Source organism: Vibrio sp. Vb1127 (genome assembly GCF_033338735.1).
GTDB lineage: Bacteria > Pseudomonadota > Gammaproteobacteria > Enterobacterales > Vibrionaceae > Vibrio > Vibrio alginolyticus.
Genome location: NZ_JAWOTF010000006.1, coordinates 17,390 through 32,881, shown reverse-complemented (window position 1 = coordinate 32,881; position 15,492 = coordinate 17,390). Strand labels below are relative to the sequence as shown.

Sequence of the window (15,492 nt, the reverse complement as noted above, 5' to 3'; positions counted from 1 at the left end):
TCCGGTGAATAGTGTAAGAGAACGCCTCTCAAGTTGTGTCAGCTTGAGAGGCGTTTTTTATTGGACAGTGCCAGTGAAAGAAGGACGTTTACTCAAATGTCACTTCGTCAAAATGCGGATTGGTTTTGAGCGCGCGCATTGCGACTAATTGTTCAGTCGGGAAGGCGGTGTGCTCACCATCCATATCTAAAAACAAGCACTCTTGTCGCTGCATGTCGTAGCCTGTGTCGAACGCGTTGCCCTGATGAGTTTCACCATTTTTTAGTGTGATCTCGATAGGGAGCTTAAACATACAGGCGATTTCAATAAAATCGTATTGGCTGCAAGTCACCATAGCTTTCTCCTTTCAAACCGACGCAGTATTCAGAAGGTTTGAGAACCGCTTCCTTAATATAGAAAACGTTTGATTGAAACTGAATCTTCATCTTACACCTCATTTTGGTCACGAAATAGACATACACGCACGTTTTAATAAACCTACTGTTGAGCGTTCGCAAGCGAGACAAAACTACGATATGTCTGAGACGATACTTAAGCGCACATACCTAACGAGTGAACAAAAGACACAAAAGCCAAGTTCACTGATTCCGCCTCAAACCTACCATGCGCAGTTGGCGCACCGTGTTCACCACTCGCCTCAATTTGAAAACGGCCGCGTTAAAAACGAGATGCCAAATGTCCCTAGTCCGCAATCATTCTGGCAGGTGTGTTGGAGTTATTTTGGTGGTAGAACGCCGTTGAGTCCTAACGAACATCTGCCACATTCCCCAATTCAACCTACGCAGTTTGCACAGCGAAGTGAATCGATGCGCGTTACTTGGCTGGGCCATTCCACCATGCTGGTGGAGGTCGATGGCATTCGAATTCTGACTGATCCGGTATTTGATTACGCTTCTCCGTTCGTCGCAAAAGCGTGGTTTGAACGCAATATTCCCAATACTTACGCCAGAGATTGTTTGCCGATTCCTGAAATTATCGTGATTTCGCACGATCATTACGACCATTTAGAAGCATCGACCATACGTTTCTACGCTGATAAATCCGTGACGTTTTATGTGCCCTTAGGGGTTGGCAAGCATCTGATAAAGTGGGGCGTTTGCGCAGACAACATCGTGGAATTCGATTGGTGGGATAGCGTGCACTATGCCGGAATCGAACTGATTTGTACGCCTGCTAACCATAATTCGGGTCGTACTTATTTCGATAAAAACGCGACCCTGTGGGCTTCTTGGGTCATCAAAGGCAAAGAAGAGACGCTCTATTTTAGTGGCGATTCAGCTTACGATTCGCACTTTTCCGAGATCGCACAGCGATGTGGACCAATCGACATTGCCTGTTTGGAAGTGGCTGCCGATGTGAAAGGCCAAGGTTATCCGGTCGAAAACTGGGGGCACATGCAGGCTCATCATACCGTGCAAGCGTTTCGCGATTTAAATGCGAAAAAACTGCTGCCAGTACATTGGGCTACATACGAGCTGTTTACTCACCGCTGGGACGAACCGATTTTAGATTTGCTTGCCCATTGTCAAAAAGAACTTATAACGCTGCTGACGCCAATGCCGGGGGAGAGTTTTTACGTTCATAAAAAACAGATAAATAAACAATGGTGGCGAGAAAAAGAAACAGGTGAGCCAGCTAGAATTTTGACTTAATAATATGTTCTTACTTCAATAATTATTTTAGAAGTTAACCTTGTTATTTTCAGAATATAACAAGGTTTTTTACTCGCTTACTCATCAATCACTTGAGGTTTTAACTCGACGACATTTCCTTCCGGATCATGAATATAGAGTGAGCGACCGAATCCTTGTGCGCCGTAGCGTTTCGCAAACTCTTCGGTTTCAATGCCGTTCGAACGCAGATATTCCAGTAATTCATCCTCGGAAAAAGGCGCCAATTGCAGGCAAAAATGGTCAATATTACGACCATTTTGAACTGGTGGCTTTCCGCCGAGTTGGCCCAATTCGCTGTCTACCGTCACTACATCAATCAATGCGTTACCTGCCCTAAGTTGAGTTAAACCAAGTTCCGTTACTTCGCGCTCGACAGGGCAGCCCAAAATGTCTCGATAGAAATGCAACATAGCATCGAGGTTACAGGTCCTTAAAACAACATGATCAAGCGCTTTGATGGCGATTGGATTTTTGGTGGGCATGCTTCACTCCTTTTTGCATTGTGTTGAGGTAAGTATAAAGTGACCTTAAAAGTGGTGAGAGAAATGATCAAATTCCAGATGTTTTTTTGCTAGAGCGAGTGCAGAAACACTGCAACTCAAAGCAAACAAAAAAGGCTAGCGTATTGCTAGCCTTTTGGGATATGGATGGGGCTATTACTCGTAATCAGAAGCGTAAGTTTCTTCGTAAGAGTGTGAGTAAAGCTCGAATAGGTTGCCGAATGGGTCTTCTAGGTAAACCATTTTCGCAGGCTTATTATCGTCTTCTGGGTGGTAACGCATGATGTCCATGCGAACTTTGCCACCTAGTGCTTCGGTGCGTTTGATTGCACCTTCAAAATCGTCTGTCTGTAAACAGAAATGGAAGATACCGATGCGAGAAAAATCCACTTCATGGCGCTCTTGACGTTCTTTCATTTCGAATAACTCAAGGCCGATGCCATCACTTGTCACAAGGTGCGCAATGTTGAAGCCTTTAAAGCCTTCCCCAAAGACCGCAATACACATTCTGCCAATTGCCGTTTCGCGTTCTTCAATCACTTTCGTGTTGCCCATAACGACTTTTAGACCTAGCGCTTGCGTGTAAAACTCAACCGCTTTGTCCATATCTCCGACCATAATACCGACATGATTCATTTTCATTTGTTTGCTCCCAACATGTGTGTTTGAACGTTGTCTTGTTTCGATGTGGGAGAGTATATGGCGTGATGTTGATTACATGAAATTATCATAAATTATAAAAATGATAATTTTATTTAATGATTTGCGCGTTGGGATTGAGTTAGTGAGCTAAGGCCTCAACAGCTTGCCTCACCGAGGTGAAATGAATCTTGATAATGCACCGTTGCGCGAGGCTGAATTCATGCGATTGGATTAATGACGTAACCTCTTCTACGGAAAGCGTTCGTTCTTTTAGATGTAAAAGAGTGGTGTTCGAACCATTGTTTTTCAATTCAAACGTGTTGCCATTTGAGTCGATAACGTAATCATCTTGCCCAAAAATGAGGGCTTCGCATTCAGAGTCTAAGTCGGACTGGGAATGCGTGTAGATCAGCTCATCGTCGCCGTCTAGTTTTAGCAAGCATGGCCAACATACTGCGTGGTCTCTCATGGTTAACTCATTATTCATTGTTATTTAGAAACTTGACCCAGGTTGTTGCAAAAACGCTAACTCTTCGGGAGTGCTCTTTCTTCCTAATATCGCATTGCGATGAGGATAGCGCCCAAACTGGTCGATGATGGCTTTGTGTTTTAGCTCAAAATCGTAGTTATTTTCAAGCCTTGATGCGCGGAACAATTTTTCAGCTTCGACATGAATGAGGCGAGATTCGCTGTGCATAAACGGCATGTACAAAAAACTTAGCTGCTCAGGCGCTAATTCTTTGTCGTGACCTAACCGAATTGCCTCTTGAGCCAATGCTAATGCGAGTGGGTCTTGTGCAAACGCTTTTGGGGTGTTGCGATACACATTACGTGAAAACTGGTCGAGGACGATGATTTCGGCCAATCGTCCTTGTGCGCTGTCACGCCAATTAAACAGTTCACAACGAGCGGCTTGTTCTAATACCGAGGCAAATCGCGATGTAATACGCTTGTCCAGTTCTGGGTTGTTTTCAAACCAATTTTGGGGCGATAGCTCCTCGAACCAAAATTTGATGACTTCTTGGTACATGGATCTTCCTTCCTATTGCATTAGCTAAAGAATAAAAAGCCAGAAGGCGAGCTCCTGGCTTTCTGCGTGTTATCGACCGTAAGTCTCTACGATGTAACGTTCAAAATCGTCACACATTTGTTCGTCAGAGATGGCGTTGCTTGCCAGCTCTTTACTGCCGTCGACGACTTTAATCGCGGCGTTCAGTGAAGCGACTGGTACTCGCTCTCGCGTCGCAAGTGAGTCGATTTTCTTCTGCTGCACTTCCCATGCCTGTTCTGGCGACAGGTTACACACGTCTGCAAGGTATTTGGCATTGAAGCCTTCGCCAGTCAGGCTGACAATGGTTTCGTTGTGCGACAAGTGATTGCCTGCGTGCCAGTAGTGTTTTGCCAGCAGTGGGCCAATTTCTGGGTTATCCGTCAGGTAACCAAACTTCTCAAGGAAGTATGCACGGGTCTGATACACCGCCATGTGCGCGAGTAGATAACCTTGATACGCACACGCCGCTTCGTCGGATAGCAAATGTGGAATCGCCATCAGTGGGCGAGGGCTGCATTCCAAACCAAGGATCTGTTTTTCACAATCGCGAGCCAGCTTAGTGATGCGTTCTGGCGTTAACTCGTCATCGCTCAGTTGATATAACGCGCGTTCAAAGTACGGCACAACCAAGATGCTACGTTCTTCATAAGCTTTGAATGGCTGACGACTGTTGATCATCGCTTGAATGATCTCATCAGGAACAGAATTCCCTTCATCATCCAGTGCGTACTGTTTTAGCCAATCGGCATCGGTTAACAGGCTATCACAGAACATCGACTGAGTTTCTGCATAAGCCATTGACGTCGGCGAAAACTCCTGCGAGAAACAAGGCGCGTTCATTTTTACGTTCGCAAAGTGTGCTGCGTGGCCGCCTTCGTGGAACAGCGTGTTAATGCCATCGTAGCCACTGCCCACTTGGTCTGGTTTGGCATTACTGGTGAAGTTCACCTGTGCTGCGACCCATTCGCCTTGATTATAGAAAGAAGGGATAGGGCCGTGGCAGAACCCGTTCGGGTACTTACCTTTGCGATCTAGTAAATCCAGCGTTAGCGTCGCGCCAGAGTAATCAATATTTAGGCGACCAAATGATTCTACCCAGCGTCTCAGAGATTTTGAGAACGGCACGTATGGGTCAAGGTCACGCATAACGTTACCCGCGAATGAGTAAACAAAGTTGTAGCCTGCTAGTGCGCTTGCGCCTTTCTCTTTCGCCAAGTTTTCTAAGCTGTTTAGGTGCGCATCTCGCGTGCGTTGTTCGAAATCTTCCAAAATCTCGAATAGCTGCTCAGTGCTCATCTTTTCCGTTTTTTGCACGGAGTAATCAAAGAAAGTCGCATAACCCAGTGAGCGAGCGAACTGGTTGCGCAGTTTGATCAGTTCAATAAAGCCGTTTTGCAGTAGCCATTGTTCAAGGTTCAGCAACGCTTGATGAGCCGATTGGCGAACTTCTTCATGATTGCTGGTGCGAATGGTTGAGCTTAATACTGGAAGTGAACCTTCTACTTGCTCGCCGTTCTCATCGGTAAATGTTTGTACGTGGTTCTGTTTTTTCTCGAAGAACTCAGCTTCAAAGGCAATGAGCTGATTTTTCAACGCTTGTGCTTTTTCGCCCTCGATAGCGTGAGATTCAAACATCGCCAGCCAACCAGATAGACCCGTAATGGTTTGTTGTTTCTCTTGTGGGTCGGTAATTGAGTCCGCGGCTTCAAGCTGTTGTTTGATGGCAGTAATTTGCTCGGCGTTGCTTAAAAAGCTTGTCCATGCCGTTTGTGCTTGCGTCGAGCCATCATGGTCATCGCTGATCCCCATGTAAGTTTCCCAAAAGAAATCTTCTTTGGTGCGGTGAATCGCAAGGTAACGTTGATTGAGGTCGTTGAGGTAATCCGTTGCGGTCATTTTGATCCTTCAAATGGTTTCGTTATGTAGACAGTTGATTATTGCACGCTTGGTCGCGAGAAAGGAACGCTAATCTCATTTGTCGATTTTGCATCGCGTAAAGGTGATTTTACTATTTGTTTACATTTGGGTGGGTTAATAGGAGTTCTGAGCTTGCAGTGTTAAGACTGGTATGGAGTTTACAGTTTATTAAGTAATTAATCTGCGGTGCGCTATCGATGATCCTTATCAGGTGTAATAAGATTTCCATATCGTGGCGATACAGTTGGAAACGATATGATAAATAAGACAAAAGTTACGTTATTGGCGGTAGGTACGATTTTAGTTGGATGTTCCACAGTCGCGCCACCAAGAAATGATGCGGTTGAAAGCATTCAACAAAAGTGTTCTGTGATTTTAAGCAATGATGTTGCGGGCGACCAGCGCTGGCAGACGTACAACGGCTTGCTTGTAGAATATGCCGTGCATGGCGTTAAGAGCCAGGCACAACTGGAACGTTTTGAAGCGTTTGTGCAGAGAGTGCAAGATGATGAGTCTGGACAGTTAGTTACAGAGTTGATTGAGGTCACCGACTGGGGATGCTCAAACGGCAATTATCTTGAAGAGATGAGCTTGTTTATTCAAGAAGTTCAAAAGTAAAAAAACCGAGCGTTAAGTCGCTCGGCTTTTCTGTTTGTGGAACGCTTTTGTACGCTGGTTCGCCAGGACGTTTACTCCTCTGGATACTCGCCCATACCTTGCGTTTTACCTTCCGCTTTCCAATGCTCTCCAGGAGCAAATGCTTCATCGCATAAATCTACGGTGTAGCCCATTTCTGTGATTTCCTTCAAAGTGAGGTTATCAGCAATATTTGCAACTTCCCCCGATTTATTCCGTAACTCCATGTTGATCTCTCCTCTGTAGGTAGACGAGTGGCATCAATGCACAGTGAAGAATGCATTGGTAACCTTTGTTCTAAGTATATAACCCTCTGCTAAAAATGAAGGTTTAATCCTCTTTTTAAGTGTGGTTAATTGGATAATGCTTTGAGCTGCTTCCGTTATTTAGAACCGCAGCATCGCGATAGTTTGCCATTTGTGATTTATTGAGTGATTAAACGGTCAATTTGGAAACTCGAAATGGTGATTCTCGACCACGCTTTAGCACAACAAATTGTTGATCGAACCATGTCCATCATTGGTCACAATGTGAATGTGATGAACTCGGCAGGCATCATCATTGGCAGTGGCGACCCTAAACGTGTTGGGCAAGTGCATGATGGCGCGGTACTGGCGCTGAATCATGGCGATTCGCTAGAGCTTAATGAGCAGCAATGTTTGACGTTGCAGGGTGTCAAACCCGGTATCAATATGTTGTTGAAATTACATGGTGACGTGGTCGGTATTGTTGGTGTCACAGGCGAGCCGGAGAAAATCCGAGATTTTGCCAAACTGGTTAAAATGACCGCTGAATTGACAATCGAGCAAGCCGCGCTGGTGGAAAAATTTCAGTGGGACAGACGTCATCGCGAAGAGTTTATTCTGGCTTGGATCAATGGGAAATTGACCGATGAAGAGCTGAAAGATTGGGCGATGCGTCTTTATATCGATGTTACTCAACCACGGGTGGCAACGGTGATTGAAGTCTCGACGCCGTCGGCCTCAAAAAGCATGAAGAGTGTGCGCAATATTGTTGAACTGCTTGAATACCCAGAGCGTAACAACCTAGTTGCGATTGTCTCGGTGAATGAAATTGTGGTGTTGAAACCGTGTCATTCCGCCAAGCAGTGGGATAGCCAAGTTGAAAGTGAGCGCATTGATAAGTTGATGTCGCGTTTAAGCGATCACGATTCGCATACGTTTCACATTGCGCTAGGGCAGCTGTTTAATGAGCCTAAAGATGTCGCGTTGTCATACCAAAGCGCGAAGCAGGTATTAGCCATTGGCAAGCAGTTCTACCCAGAGAAACGTAAGTACCTGTTCGATGAACTTCGTTTGCCTGTTTTGTTAGCGCCGTTGGCGGATATTTGGCAAGGTGAACAAATTATTGATGGTGTGAAACGGTTGAAAGAGAAAGACAAATCTGGGCAATTATTGAAAACCCTAGATGCACTGTTTGAATGCAATGGCAATGTAACAGAATGCTCTAAAATGCTGTTTATTCACCGGAACACTCTGCGCTATCGGTTAGAGAAAATCACCGAGATAACAGGGCTACCAACAACCAATTTTGTGGGGTTAGCGGAGCTTTATATTGCGACTCGGCTCTCAAAAATGTCGTGATGTTGTGCATTTGCACAATACGCGTTATTTTTTGACCACATCATTTGTCACTCCGCCTAAAGGAATTCGAAAGCAAACGATTAATAATTCATGCGTCCCTACATGTTGAGTGAGCCAACACGGACTCGCTCAGCAAAATAAGAATAAATGGAGTTATCATGAACCTTATATTAATCCTGCTTGGGGTGATCGCATTTATTGTGCTCACGACCACCAAATTCAAATTACATCCCTTTTTAGCGCTGATCATCGCAGCGTTTCTTGCGGCATTTGCTTACGGCTTACCGGCAGATAGCATTGCCAAAACCATTGCTTCTGGCTTTGGCGGCATCCTTGGTTACATTGGCTTGGTGATCGTTTTAGGTACCATCATTGGTGTTATTTTGGAAAAAAGTGGTGCGGCGATCACCATGGCCGATACGGTCATCAAAGTGTTGGGTGAGCGTTTCCCAACATTGACCATGAGCATCATCGGTTACATCGTTTCTGTTCCGGTATTTTGTGATTCAGGCTTTGTCATTCTGAACTCGCTCAAAGAATCACTCGCGAAGCGTTTAAAAACCTCAAGCGTTGCAATGAGTGTGGCGTTGGCAACTGGCCTATACGCGACGCACACGTTTGTGCCGCCAACTCCTGGCCCTATTGCCGCTGCGGGTAACTTAGACCTGGAATCTAACCTTGGTTTAGTGATTGGTGTGGGTGTGTTTGTTGCAGCGGTTGCGGCGTTAGCGGGGATGTTGTGGGCGAACCGATTCCAACATGTTGAACCAGATGGCATTGAAGCCGTAGAAGAAATTCAGCAAGACTGGCAAGCACTCAAAGCGTCTTACGGCCAATTGCCAACGGCGAGCCAAGCATTCGCTCCTATTTTTGTTCCTATCTTATTGATCTGTTTTGGCTCTATCGCGAAATTCCCAAGCCTACCGCTGGGCGAAGGTTTTGTGTTTGATGTTCTGACTTTCTTAGGACAGCCACTAACGGCATTGGTGATTGGCCTGTTCCTTTCTGTTCGTCTACTCAAGTCAGACAACAAGATTGAAGAATTTGGCGAGCGAATCAGCCAAGGTATTACGGCTGCTGCGCCTATTCTTTTGATTACCGGTGCGGGTGGTGCATTTGGCGCGGTATTAAAAGCCACGCCGCTAGGTGAATACTTAGGTACGACGCTATCGGCGCTGGGCGTGGGTATTTTCATGCCATTTATCGTTGCGGCTGCGCTAAAGTCGGCGCAAGGTTCATCAACGGTTGCATTGGTTACCACATCGGCTTTGGTTGCGCCTATGCTTACGCAATTGGGGCTCGATTCAGAAATGGGCCGCGTATTAACGGTGATGGCGATCGGTGCAGGTGCGATGACGGTTTCTCATGCAAACGACAGTTTCTTCTGGGTAGTTTCGCAGTTTAGCCGCATGTCGGTGGGCTTAGCGTACCGCGCGCAAACCATGGCTACGCTCGTTCAAGGTGTCACGGCAATGGCATTGGTGTACATTTTGAGTCTCGTTCTCTTATAAGTCTCTGGAAATACGTATGAAAGTGGTAATTGCACCTGATTCATTTAAAGAAAGCTTAACCGCCAAACAAGTGAGCGAGGCGATCAAAACGGGTCTTGCTCGCGTATGGCATGATGCCGAGTTTGTTACGGTTCCGGTCGCAGACGGTGGCGAAGGCACGGTTCAATCTTTGATAGATGCAACTCAAGGCGAACAAGTCTTCACAACGGTGACCGCGCCACTAGGGAATGATGTTGAAGCGTTTTATGGCATCCTCGGCGACGGCGAAACCGCGGTTATTGAAATGGCGGAGGCCAGTGGGCTGCACCTTGTGCCGAGTGACGCTCGCGACCCAAAACTGACCAGTAGCATTGGTACCGGACAGCTGATCAAACACGCGCTAGACAGAGGCATTCAACGCTTAATTATTGGTTTGGGCGGCAGCGCTACCAATGATGGTGGCGTGGGCATGTTGACCGCGTTGGGGGTGGCGTTTCTTGATGAATCTGGTCATGCAATTACCCCAAATGGAGGCGGGTTAGCGGCGCTTGCGTCCATCGATATTTCTGGTCTTGACCCTCGTTTAGCAACTTGCGAAGTGTTGGTAGCGTGCGATGTTGATAACCCACTCTGTGGTGACAAAGGCGCGTCGGCTATCTTTGGCCCTCAAAAGGGAGCGACCGTATCAGACGTCACTCAGCTCGATAACGCATTGCGCAAGTTTGGCGAGTTGACGGAACAAGCGACGGGTAAGCATGTACTGACTCGTGAAGGGGCGGGTGCTGCTGGTGGTATGGGCGCGGCCTTGCTCGGGTACACGCCAGCACGTTTGCAACCAGGAATTGAGATTGTGCTTGAAACGGTCAAACTTGCTCAGCATGTTGAGGATGCGGATATCGTATTTACAGGCGAGGGTCGAATCGATCATCAAACCGCACATGGCAAAACGCCGATGGGCGTTGCTCAGGTCGCCAAGCAGTGTAATTTACCAGTCATTGCATTAGCAGGCTGTGTGGGCGACAACTATCAGGCGGTTTATGAGTGCGGCATTGATGCGGTGTTTGCTTGTGTACCAAGGGCGATGAGCTTACCTGAGGCCATGAAAGAGGCCGACGTCAACGTTGCTAACTTAGCCGAAAACGTCGCGAGAATGTGGCAAATTAAGTCGCACTGAAGGCGATGACGATATGAAAAACTCCACCTTTGCGTGGAGTTTTTTGTTGTTACGTGTTTGCGTGTGTAGGCATAAGTTCATTTAGCAAGAGCGAGTTAACAGGCATGCTTTGCTATCAATTTTGCCAGTGTTTGCATCGCTTGACTCCAATCGGTTTCATGACCAAAGTTTGCCACGCTGAGGCGTACGCAATGCCGATATTGCCCTTGAGTGCCAAATACGGTGCCGGGAAGTAGGCTGATTCTGTGCTTATTGCATGCTTGATACAACGCATAGCTGTCCGTGTCTTCGGGCAGTCGCAACCAAAGTAAGAACGAGCCTTGTACGGCGTTGATCTGGTATCGATTTTTTAGAGGTTCGTATTCATCCAAGTATTGATGAAGCATCTGGATAAATCGTCGCATGTTGTTTTGATAAACCCGACCCATTCGCGCAGTATGCGTTCGATACTTGCCTGACGTTAGAAACGTTGCCACGGCGGATTGCATCAGGTTCAAACTGCCCATGTTCTCACACAGTAGATATTGTTCAATTTGGTCTCGATATCGCCCCGCCAACATCCAACCAATTCTCAAACGCGAATCGAGCGTTTTGGATAACGAATTCACGTAAATTACGCGTTGCTTGTCATCGAGCAATCTCAAGCTTGGCAACGGCTTATCATAACTTAACCCGCCAAACACATCGTCTTCGATAATAGGAATATTGCCGGACGCCAATAGTAATTGTTGACGCTTTTCTAGCGGCATCATGGCACCAGTTGGATTGGTGAAGTTTGGCGTTACGATGATCGCTTTTATGTCCCATGTCGCCATTGCTTTTGCTAAGGCTTCGGGGCACATACCGTCGCGTGGGCAACTCGGAATTTCCACCACTTTGAGGCCGAGTGATTCTAGCATCAATAAGTTGCCAAAATAGCAAGGGGACTCCACCGCGACGATATCGCCTTTTTGTGTCGTTGCGCGCAGCGCTAGGCTAATGGCTTGTTGCGCGCCGTGCGTTACCATGATCTCATCCAACTTGGCTGGCGTGCCCAAATCTTGTGTGATTTTCGCCAGTTGTTTGATTAAGAGGTGATCACCGGGTGGTAATTGGTAATGGCTCGGTACATGCGTTTGCTGGCGGCTGTGGCGGCCGATCTCGGCGTACAAGCTTTTGATCGCGGGGGAGTCAATGTTTGGGTGGGCAGAACCGGTAGGCAAACGCTCTTGGTATTCAGGATAAGTAAGGATTTCTTTGCAGATCGAGAGCAAATCCACGCGAGTCGGATCCGGAATTGAGCGAGAGGTCGGCAAGGCGACTTTAACTCGATAACCCGATTTGGGAACCGAGTAAACCAAGTTTTGTGCTTCCAGCTCTTGATACGCACGAATCACGGTATTTTTACTGACGTTTAATTCTTGGCTCAACGAGCGAATGGAGGGCAGTCGATCATCCGCCTGATAAACGCCACCATTGATGGCTTGTTTGAGGTGTTTTTCCACCACGAGGTACTTATTCCCTTCACCGCTTCCCAATAAATCTGTACCCATAAAAACACTTCCATCTGTCACTTTTTGAAAACACTGTACCTAATTACATTAGCAGTATCTCAAAACATAAAACAAGCGTGAGTGAGGCGATCATGTTAATCCGAGCCATCCCTTTTGTATTTGTCATCCTTTGGGCTTCTGGATTCGTTGGTGCGCGTTTTGGTTTGCAATATGCCGAGCCAGCGACACTACTTTCTATCCGTATGGCATTCAATGTCTTATTGTTTTTGGTTCTTGTGGCGGTATTGCGTAGAAGGTTGCCGACAGGAAAAGATTTTTGGCACAGCTGTGTAGTTGGTGCGTTGATCCACGGTTTCTATCTGGGCGGTACTTATTTCGCTATCGCCTTGGGTATGCCTGCTGGGTTGAGTTCGTTGCTGGTGGGTATTCAACCGATTTTAACCGCGGCTTTGCTGGTGGCGTTTGTTCGTGAGGAATTTAAACCCTCGCAATGGTTGGGTTTGGCTCTTGGTTTTGTCGGTATCGCTATGGTGTTGATGGGCAAAATGGAGTGGCAATCCGAGCAGCATAAAGTGTTGGCCATTAGTTTGTGTTTGTTGGCTTTGGTTGGTATCACGCTAGGGACGCTTTATCAGAAAAAACATTGCCAACAAGTGGATATGGTGGGTGGTGCGACGGTGCAATATTTGGCCGCTCTCGTCATGTTTCTGCCCGTTGCGATGCAGTTTGAAACCATGCAAGTGCAGTGGGAACTGGAGTTTATTTTGACTGTGTTGTGGTTGGTCGTCGTGCTCTCTTGTGTAGCTATTCTACTGCTGTTGTACATGGTTAAGAACGGTGCTGCATCGAGCGTAGCTTCTGTATTCTACCTGGTGCCGCCAACGACGGCGATTCAGGCTTGGCTCGCGTTTGGAGAGTCATTTGATTGGATGGGGATTTCTGGTTTCGTACTGGCAGCTACGGCGGTGTATTTGGTGGTTAAAAAGCCGGATCTGACGATAAAGAAATCGATTCAAACAGAATATACCTAAATTGGCTAGGGACATTTGCGTATCAGTGGGTACAATCTGCTTCATCTTAATCCGTGGAGCAGAATGATGAAGGTAAAGCCAGATCGAATGACCGCCATGCGTAGCATCATCGAGCAAGTAAAAGCGGAACTACCAATTTATGAACCAGAAACGTTTGTATGTGGACCAGAAGGGCAGTGCATTGGCTGTCCGAAGAAATTGTTGGAAATGGTCGATTCAGAAGTCACTTATTGGGAGTCAGCCATGGAGCGCGGCATTGTTCCGCAGTTCGATGAGATTCGTCGTTTTGGCAAAATGTGCACGAATGTTCGTCGTGGTCTGGTGCGAAATAATGTGCCTTTACTCAGTAACTAGAGAGTAAAAAACCGTCTAATATCTGACACATAGCGTCGTTTTGTTACACTGCTCTTTGGCTGCTGTTCTCAAGTTTGAGTGGTGTTTGTCTCTTCTTACCCCTTAAGCCTTTAATCGTAAGAAATTGGCGATATATTGGCTCGGTCTCACATGGATGTGGGGCTATTGTCTTGGGCTAGTTGAGATAAGAAACGTGAAATCAAAGGGATTTACGCTGATGGAAATCACCATAGTGCTTACCACTTTGGCTTTCATCGCATTAGCTGCTTTACCAGTATTACTCGATATTCATCGCCAAGCATACGCTGCGATGCTGCACAGTTCTCAGTCTTCTTTGGGTACGGCTCTCAAATTCTTTCATGCTCAATCAGTGATTGATAACGCTTACGGCCAAGAGCACGTTCACTACATTGACCGACATGTCAAAACACGCAAAGGCATGCCAGAAGCGAGTGCCGATAGTATTCGAGCTTTGTTAGAAATCGATCTACCAGCCAGAGGTTATTCGAAAATTGACGTGCCGTGCAAAGGCAGTGATTTTTGCATCATCGGTCAGCAGCACCCAAACAGTGCTCATTTTGTCGCTATTCCTGATTATCAGTTCTTAGATAAATCGGGTGTTGATCGCGTGGTGTACATTTGGCCGCAAGGTTACACACTGGCAGAAGAGGCATGCTATTTCTACTACGTGAATCAAGCCTCTAACGATTCAATTGTTCGAGGGCATGTGACGCAAGGGTGTTAACCCCGAATAAGTGTTGCGAACAACGGTTATCGTGAGTCTACAAATCTGGGCTTTTCGAACGGCTTTGCGCTTTATACAATATCATTTTTTGACTCATCAAGACTTTACCATTTGGCAAGGTCACTTCCCCAAGTTCCCCCTGATGTTCAAATCCAAACCGTTCATACAAAGCAATCGCTGGTGTGTTGGTTTTGTATACGTAGAGTGCGATTTGGTCGTAACCAAATTCCCAACCACGTGCGATCGCGACAGCCAACAGTTTTCGCCCCAATCCTTTGCCTCGGTAGTTTTTGTCGATGTGAATACCAAGAATACCGACGCGAAGGCGTTGCTCTCTTTCGTAACCGCACATCTCAGCTGGGTAGATTTCAACACTACCGATAAGTTTTTGGCGGTCAAACGCGACAAACTGAGGGATGGACTCGTTTTCCACACGTTGCAGGATTCTGCGAAGCGTTGCGTTATCGGGTGCAGGAGAAATCAAAAATTCCCCTTCGGAGTACACTCGATTCCACAGCGCGGTGAAGCGAGCGATATCGCTCACCTTGATGGATCTGATTTGCATTCATCTTCCTTGATTAGTGCAGGTTAGTAACGGTTAGGGGATAAGCTCAGATAAACAACGAATTTGGTTAGGAATGGCTTCGGCTGGTGCATCAGCGCCCGTTGGGTTAAACCAAATTGTGTTTACGCCCGCTTTCATCGTAGGGTAAATATCTTTGTGAGGTAAATCGCCAACCATGGTTATTCCACTCACGTTAACCCCTAACTGTTTTGCGATGGCGAGATAAAACTCAGGTTGGTTTTTAGCGATGCCGAGGTTGGCAAAACAAAAATAGCCATTTAAGTATTGGTCTAAGTCGACGCGAACAAATGCACGCTGAACCTCTTCCATGTTGGAATCAGATGCACTGGTCGCAATGTAGATGGGATGATTTTGGGAAAGTATTGCCAGTGTTTCTCTGGCTTGAGGAACTGCTTCTACGTGTTCCCAATCGCACATTTTTCCTTGTGCCTCAGGGAAATCTACCATCAAGGTGTTCCCCCAATCGAAAAGATAAATCATGTTCGAATCTCCTTATCCGCACATCATATCGTCTTTTTCTAAAATTAGGGGGTAAATTGCATCGATAAATACGATTTAGGTGGGTTTAGTCGTGAAAAGCGCTTAATTGTCGTTAT

At 46.5% G+C, this 15,492-nt stretch carries 18 protein-coding genes; 8 read left to right on the top strand and 10 right to left on the bottom strand.

The window, feature by feature from the left end; genetic code table 11:
• Positions 1–88 precede the first annotated feature (88 nt).
• Entirely contained in the window at positions 89–334 is a 246-nt protein-coding gene (locus tag R7H07_RS10430; RefSeq protein WP_005374351.1) for a Rho-binding antiterminator, read from the bottom strand.
• 181 nt (positions 335–515) lie between these two features.
• Between R7H07_RS10430 and R7H07_RS10425 the strand changes: the two genes are divergently transcribed.
• Positions 516–1,652 (top strand): MBL fold metallo-hydrolase, encoded by a 1,137-nt coding sequence (locus tag R7H07_RS10425; protein WP_053308096.1) that lies wholly within the window; start codon positions 516–518, stop codon positions 1,650–1,652.
• Between the two features lie 77 nt (positions 1,653–1,729).
• On the opposite strand, the gene R7H07_RS10420 is transcribed toward R7H07_RS10425, so the two are convergent.
• From R7H07_RS10420 to R7H07_RS10400, 5 genes are all read right to left on the bottom strand, one after another.
• Positions 1,730–2,155, bottom strand: a complete 426-nt coding sequence (locus R7H07_RS10420; protein ID WP_017821017.1) for a VOC family protein — start codon at positions 2,153–2,155, stop codon at positions 1,730–1,732.
• Between the two features lie 174 nt (positions 2,156–2,329).
• Entirely contained in the window at positions 2,330–2,815 is a 486-nt protein-coding gene (locus R7H07_RS10415; protein WP_025768760.1) for a VOC family protein, read from the bottom strand.
• Positions 2,816–2,954: 139 nt separating this feature from the next.
• Complete coding sequence (locus R7H07_RS10410; protein WP_017634368.1) at positions 2,955–3,284, bottom strand: DUF4144 domain-containing protein; 330 nt, start codon at positions 3,282–3,284, stop codon at positions 2,955–2,957.
• Positions 3,285–3,308: 24 nt separating this feature from the next.
• Complete coding sequence (locus R7H07_RS10405; RefSeq protein ID WP_170889900.1) at positions 3,309–3,845, bottom strand: DUF924 family protein; 537 nt, start codon at positions 3,843–3,845, stop codon at positions 3,309–3,311.
• 69 nt (positions 3,846–3,914) lie between these two features.
• Complete coding sequence (locus R7H07_RS10400) at positions 3,915–5,762, bottom strand: M3 family metallopeptidase (RefSeq protein ID WP_206959548.1); 1,848 nt, start codon at positions 5,760–5,762, stop codon at positions 3,915–3,917.
• Positions 5,763–6,038: 276 nt separating this feature from the next.
• On the opposite strand from R7H07_RS10400, the gene R7H07_RS10395 reads away from it, so the two are divergent.
• Positions 6,039–6,401, top strand: a complete 363-nt coding sequence (locus R7H07_RS10395; RefSeq protein WP_017634365.1) for a hypothetical protein — start codon at positions 6,039–6,041, stop codon at positions 6,399–6,401.
• Positions 6,402–6,472: 71 nt separating this feature from the next.
• Here the strand turns inward: R7H07_RS10395 and R7H07_RS10390 are convergent, their stop codons facing one another.
• On the bottom strand, positions 6,473–6,646 hold the full coding sequence (locus R7H07_RS10390) for a hypothetical protein (RefSeq protein ID WP_005374332.1): 174 nt from the start codon (positions 6,644–6,646) through the stop codon (positions 6,473–6,475).
• A 234-nt stretch (positions 6,647–6,880) separates the two neighbouring features.
• On the opposite strand from R7H07_RS10390, the gene R7H07_RS10385 reads away from it, so the two are divergent.
• The 3 genes from R7H07_RS10385 to R7H07_RS10375 all read left to right on the top strand — a co-directional run bounded on the left by R7H07_RS10385 (position 6,881) and on the right by R7H07_RS10375 (position 10,687).
• Positions 6,881–8,023 (top strand): sugar diacid recognition domain-containing protein, encoded by a 1,143-nt coding sequence (locus tag R7H07_RS10385; protein WP_080996223.1) that lies wholly within the window; start codon positions 6,881–6,883, stop codon positions 8,021–8,023.
• 158 nt (positions 8,024–8,181) lie between these two features.
• Positions 8,182–9,534 carry a GntP family permease gene (locus tag R7H07_RS10380; protein ID WP_053308050.1) on the top strand — a complete coding sequence of 451 codons (1,353 nt, stop codon included), beginning with the start codon at positions 8,182–8,184 and terminating at the stop codon, positions 9,532–9,534.
• A 16-nt stretch (positions 9,535–9,550) separates the two neighbouring features.
• Positions 9,551–10,687, top strand: coding sequence for a glycerate kinase (locus tag R7H07_RS10375; RefSeq protein ID WP_054702117.1), 1,137 nt, complete (start codon positions 9,551–9,553; stop codon positions 10,685–10,687).
• Between the two features lie 95 nt (positions 10,688–10,782).
• Here the strand turns inward: R7H07_RS10375 and R7H07_RS10370 are convergent, their stop codons facing one another.
• The gene (locus R7H07_RS10370; protein WP_005383306.1) at positions 10,783–12,219 is read right to left on the bottom strand and encodes a PLP-dependent aminotransferase family protein; all 1,437 of its coding nucleotides are present in this window, start codon (positions 12,217–12,219) and stop codon (positions 10,783–10,785) included.
• 92 nt (positions 12,220–12,311) lie between these two features.
• Here R7H07_RS10370 and R7H07_RS10365 point away from each other — a divergent pair, with 92 nt between their 5' ends.
• The 3 genes from R7H07_RS10365 (at position 12,312) to R7H07_RS10355 (ending at position 14,310) form a co-directional block, all read left to right on the top strand.
• The gene (locus R7H07_RS10365; protein WP_206959549.1) at positions 12,312–13,211 is read left to right on the top strand and encodes a DMT family transporter; all 900 of its coding nucleotides are present in this window, start codon (positions 12,312–12,314) and stop codon (positions 13,209–13,211) included.
• Between the two features lie 66 nt (positions 13,212–13,277).
• On the top strand, positions 13,278–13,565 hold the full coding sequence (locus tag R7H07_RS10360) for a hypothetical protein (RefSeq protein ID WP_005374318.1): 288 nt from the start codon (positions 13,278–13,280) through the stop codon (positions 13,563–13,565).
• A 154-nt stretch (positions 13,566–13,719) separates the two neighbouring features.
• Positions 13,720–14,310: a type II secretion system protein gene (locus R7H07_RS10355; RefSeq protein ID WP_225455765.1), complete on the top strand. Its 591-nt coding sequence runs from the start codon at positions 13,720–13,722 to the stop codon at positions 14,308–14,310.
• Between the two features lie 37 nt (positions 14,311–14,347).
• Here R7H07_RS10355 and R7H07_RS10350 read toward each other — a convergent pair whose 3' ends face one another.
• Both R7H07_RS10350 and R7H07_RS10345 read right to left on the bottom strand, forming a co-directional pair.
• Positions 14,348–14,875 carry a GNAT family N-acetyltransferase gene (locus R7H07_RS10350; RefSeq protein WP_054575248.1) on the bottom strand — a complete coding sequence of 176 codons (528 nt, stop codon included), beginning with the start codon at positions 14,873–14,875 and terminating at the stop codon, positions 14,348–14,350.
• Positions 14,876–14,908: 33 nt separating this feature from the next.
• Complete coding sequence (locus R7H07_RS10345; RefSeq protein WP_136976752.1) at positions 14,909–15,376, bottom strand: HAD family hydrolase; 468 nt, start codon at positions 15,374–15,376, stop codon at positions 14,909–14,911.
• Between the last annotated feature and the right edge of the window lie 116 nt (positions 15,377–15,492).

Excerpts from the sequence above, each read along its gene's own strand:
- R7H07_RS10370 (WP_005383306.1), bottom strand. The coding sequence starts at position 12,219 with ATGGGTACAGATTTATTGGGAAGCGGTGAAGGGAATAAGTACCTCGTG.
- R7H07_RS10405 (WP_170889900.1), bottom strand. The coding sequence starts at position 3,845 with ATGTACCAAGAAGTCATCAAATTTTGGTTCGAGGAGCTATCGCCCCAA.
- R7H07_RS10355 (WP_225455765.1), top strand. The coding sequence starts at position 13,720 with ATGTGGGGCTATTGTCTTGGGCTAGTTGAGATAAGAAACGTGAAATCA.
- R7H07_RS10420 (WP_017821017.1), bottom strand. The coding sequence starts at position 2,155 with ATGCCCACCAAAAATCCAATCGCCATCAAAGCGCTTGATCATGTTGTT.
- R7H07_RS10425 (WP_053308096.1), top strand. The coding sequence starts at position 516 with ATGTCTGAGACGATACTTAAGCGCACATACCTAACGAGTGAACAAAAG.
- R7H07_RS10395 (WP_017634365.1), top strand. The coding sequence starts at position 6,039 with ATGATAAATAAGACAAAAGTTACGTTATTGGCGGTAGGTACGATTTTA.
- R7H07_RS10360 (WP_005374318.1), top strand. The coding sequence starts at position 13,278 with ATGAAGGTAAAGCCAGATCGAATGACCGCCATGCGTAGCATCATCGAG.
- R7H07_RS10385 (WP_080996223.1), top strand. The coding sequence starts at position 6,881 with ATGGTGATTCTCGACCACGCTTTAGCACAACAAATTGTTGATCGAACC.
- R7H07_RS10410 (WP_017634368.1), bottom strand. The coding sequence starts at position 3,284 with ATGAGAGACCACGCAGTATGTTGGCCATGCTTGCTAAAACTAGACGGC.
- R7H07_RS10400 (WP_206959548.1), bottom strand. The coding sequence starts at position 5,762 with ATGACCGCAACGGATTACCTCAACGACCTCAATCAACGTTACCTTGCG.
- R7H07_RS10380 (WP_053308050.1), top strand. The coding sequence starts at position 8,182 with ATGAACCTTATATTAATCCTGCTTGGGGTGATCGCATTTATTGTGCTC.
- R7H07_RS10350 (WP_054575248.1), bottom strand. The coding sequence starts at position 14,875 with ATGCAAATCAGATCCATCAAGGTGAGCGATATCGCTCGCTTCACCGCG.
- R7H07_RS10415 (WP_025768760.1), bottom strand. The coding sequence starts at position 2,815 with ATGAAAATGAATCATGTCGGTATTATGGTCGGAGATATGGACAAAGCG.
- R7H07_RS10375 (WP_054702117.1), top strand. The coding sequence starts at position 9,551 with ATGAAAGTGGTAATTGCACCTGATTCATTTAAAGAAAGCTTAACCGCC.
- R7H07_RS10430 (WP_005374351.1), bottom strand. The coding sequence starts at position 334 with ATGGTGACTTGCAGCCAATACGATTTTATTGAAATCGCCTGTATGTTT.
- R7H07_RS10365 (WP_206959549.1), top strand. The coding sequence starts at position 12,312 with ATGTTAATCCGAGCCATCCCTTTTGTATTTGTCATCCTTTGGGCTTCT.
- R7H07_RS10345 (WP_136976752.1), bottom strand. The coding sequence starts at position 15,376 with ATGATTTATCTTTTCGATTGGGGGAACACCTTGATGGTAGATTTCCCT.
- R7H07_RS10390 (WP_005374332.1), bottom strand. The coding sequence starts at position 6,646 with ATGGAGTTACGGAATAAATCGGGGGAAGTTGCAAATATTGCTGATAAC.